Origin of the sequence: Xylanibacillus composti (assembly GCF_018403685.1) — a bacterium.
GTDB lineage: Bacteria > Bacillota > Bacilli > Paenibacillales > K13 > Xylanibacillus > Xylanibacillus composti.
The window spans coordinates 1-2,731 of record NZ_BOVK01000095.1 but is presented as its reverse complement, the minus strand read 5'-3'; the positions used below and the strand labels follow the sequence as shown (position 1 = coordinate 2,731).

The window sequence follows — 2,731 nt, the reverse complement described above, 5'->3', positions numbered from 1 at the left end:
GGCAAAAACAACCCAGAAAAACATCGTTGACAAATCAAAAACAAGGCGGTACAAATCCTGAATTTGGACATGTGAGCAGGCTGTAGAGCCAGTGCTTCGGCGCTGGGAGATTGGGGGGAGAATCTTGTTCTGGTTGAACTGGTTGGAAGGAAGTCGTTGGATGCAATTCATCTTCGGCATGACGTGGATCGTGGTCGGCATCGGTCTTGTATGCCGCGCAGTCGGATGGGTGCTTTCCTTGTTCTAGCTTGAGGACATGGAAGGGGTCGCCGTGACTTGCAAGTGCGCCAACACTTGCAAGCTCATGCAGGTAATTGAGCTACCTACACGTACAGCCAACTGGCTGTCACAGCAACCTTGAGTGGATTATACCGCATTTCAAGGGGCATGTGTAGGCATCTGCATATGCCCCTTTCATATCCTCTCACTTATTCGAGAGGGGTTGTTGTAATGAGGAAGTTGACGGTAACTGAAACATTCCGCTACCTGACCGCCGAGCGGCAGGCAGTGTATGCGCCAAGCTTGCGCTTGCAAGGCAAGTGGCTGGCGCAGATGGGCTTCACCGCTGGCTGTCAGGTGCAGATTGAAGGGCAGCATGGCGAGATGACGATTCGAGTTATTCAAGGAGGCGAGCAAGCATGAAGCGTGTGAAGTACACGACAAATCTGGATGCGGACTTGCTCCGCATGGCGAAGGAGCAAGCCGAGCAGGAAGGCTTAGACGGCGCGAACGCCGTCATTGAAGCCGCCTTGCGGCTCTACTTCGCCAACCGCACAACAGAGGTTTGGGAGAAGGTGCTGGACGGCGGCTGGATCAAGAAGATCATCGTTCGCCCCGGCAAGGTGGTGATCGAGAGCATCCGCAGCCGTCAAGTCCGGCAGCGGTACAACCGCCAGTATTTCACCGATGAAGTCATGCACCCGAAGGGCTGGCGCAAGGTCTGGAAGATGAAGAACGGATGAGCGGTACAAGCATTTACTTGTTCCAGCCTGCCGCCGCAGGTGGAACAGGTAAGGGCTTCTGCCCTTAGAGCATGGACAGGCTGAGCTATCATTGCGGGCTTCGAGAGAAGCTGACGCTCGAAATGAGGATGCCGCCTTGCTCCGCAAGAACATTTACGCCTTCCTCTTGGTTTCAGGAGGAAGGCGTAAGGGTTTTTGCCCTTATTCTTCATACGGAAAGGCGAAAAAGGACTGGTCAGGCTTTGCTATCTGTGCGGGCTTCGTAGAAGCTAACGCTTGAGCCGAGGATGCCGCCTGTTGCTTGTCGTCCGCACGTATGACCACGAAAGGAGAGGATTGCACTGGAGGATGTGTCCCGCATGCTGTACGTGGGCATTGACTTGCACAAAGATCATCATACCGCTGTACTCTTGGACTGCTGGAATGAAAAGCTGGGCGAACTACAATTCGAGAACAAGCCGTCCGCTTTTCCGAAGCTGTTGGCCAGACTGGAGCCATACAGCAAAACGGGCTGGAAGATCGTCTATGGCTTGGAGGATACAGGCGGCTACGGTTGGGCGCTGGGCTTGCACCTCATCCAGCAAGGACAATGGGTCAAGTCCATTAATCCGGCATTTAGTGCCGCCAAACGGCAAAGCTACGCCACTGTTCACAAGAGCGACAGTTGGGATGCGGAATGTGTCGCGCGCGTGCTGAAGGATGACCTGAAGCACTTGCCGGACTTTATGCCGGATGAACATTTCTGGGTTATGCGGCAGCTAGTTACGCGCCGCAGAGGAATTGCGAAGAATCTAACGGGTCTGGTGAAGCAGCTTCATATTCAGCTTAGCTATGTGTATCCGAGCTACAACCGCTTCTTTAGCCAAGTGGACGGCAAGACGGCGCTTGCCTTCTGGGAAGCGTATCCGTTGCCGTCTTATGTCACGGAGACAACGCCGCAGGCATTAAAGCAGTTTCTGCAAAAGCATAGCAACTTTAGCTGCTCCACGAAAAAGGCAGAGCTAATCTTGCATTGCGTTCAGGAGGACGGCAACAACCATGTGACTTATGCCGAGGAAAAGGAACTCGTCATTCGCGGACAAGTCCGGCAGATTCGCTTCTACCAAGACGAATTGAAGAAGGTCGAGGCGAAGTTGAAACAGATGCTAGAGCAGACTGGTTGCCTGCTCCATACGATGACGGGCGTGGATGTGGTCACGTCGGCGGAACTGTCCGCCGAGATTGGCGACATCCGCCGCTTCCCAACGGCGAACAAGCTGGCGCGGTATGCCGGAGTCGCCCCGATCTTTGCCGGGTCTGGCGGCAAAGGGCGGTACTTCAAGAGCAAGCAAGGCGACCGCAGCTTGCATGACATCTTCTTAGGCATGGCGGTTCGGCAGATCGCCGTGCATCGCACCACGAAAACGCCGCGCAATCCGGCGATCTATGCCTACTACCAGCGCAAGATGGCCGAAGGCAAAACGAAGAAGCAAGCGCTGGTGTGCATCATGCGGCGGCTGGTGAACATCGTCTACAGCATCTTGAAATACCAGAAGCCTTATGCCTTGCCGATTGCCGACAATTCCGATTAACAAACTTGCATTCTTTCTTATTTTTTCTACAGGAAAGACGTAGCCCAAGTGCAGACGCGGGAGGCTTCTACTTCGAGCAACTAAAGAAGCTTCCCTGCTGCCTGCTACAACCAAAAATGATTCCAAAAGCTCTAAAGAAATGCTATGTTAGAGGTAGTTTCCTGATGGGAAAAACAGGTGGGTTCATAGTCTAAGATA

Annotated in this window: 4 protein-coding genes; all 4 read left to right on the top strand. The window is 53.5% G+C overall.

What is annotated here, in order from left to right:
• Positions 1-124: 124 nt before the first annotated feature.
• A complete protein-coding gene (locus XYCOK13_RS22205; RefSeq protein ID WP_280520928.1) occupies positions 125-247 on the top strand; it encodes a hypothetical protein in 123 nt (40 codons plus the stop codon).
• A gap of 203 nt (positions 248-450) precedes the next feature.
• Positions 451-642: a SymE family type I addiction module toxin gene (locus XYCOK13_RS21315; protein WP_213414270.1), complete on the top strand. Its 192-nt coding sequence runs from the start codon at positions 451-453 to the stop codon at positions 640-642.
• The gene (locus tag XYCOK13_RS21310) at positions 639-962 is read left to right on the top strand and encodes a hypothetical protein (protein WP_213414269.1); all 324 of its coding nucleotides are present in this window, start codon (positions 639-641) and stop codon (positions 960-962) included. The genes XYCOK13_RS21315 and XYCOK13_RS21310 overlap by 4 nt, the downstream gene beginning before the upstream one ends.
• Before the next feature lie 341 nt (positions 963-1,303).
• A complete protein-coding gene (locus XYCOK13_RS21305) occupies positions 1,304-2,533 on the top strand; it encodes an IS110 family RNA-guided transposase (protein ID WP_373314481.1) in 1,230 nt (409 codons plus the stop codon).
• Positions 2,534-2,731: the final 198 nt, after the last annotated feature.

Coding starts and splice junctions, on each gene's coding strand:
- XYCOK13_RS21310 (WP_213414269.1), top strand. CDS start 639: ATGAAGCGTGTGAAGTACACGACAAATCTGGATGCGGACTTGCTCCGC.
- XYCOK13_RS21315 (WP_213414270.1), top strand. CDS start 451: ATGAGGAAGTTGACGGTAACTGAAACATTCCGCTACCTGACCGCCGAG.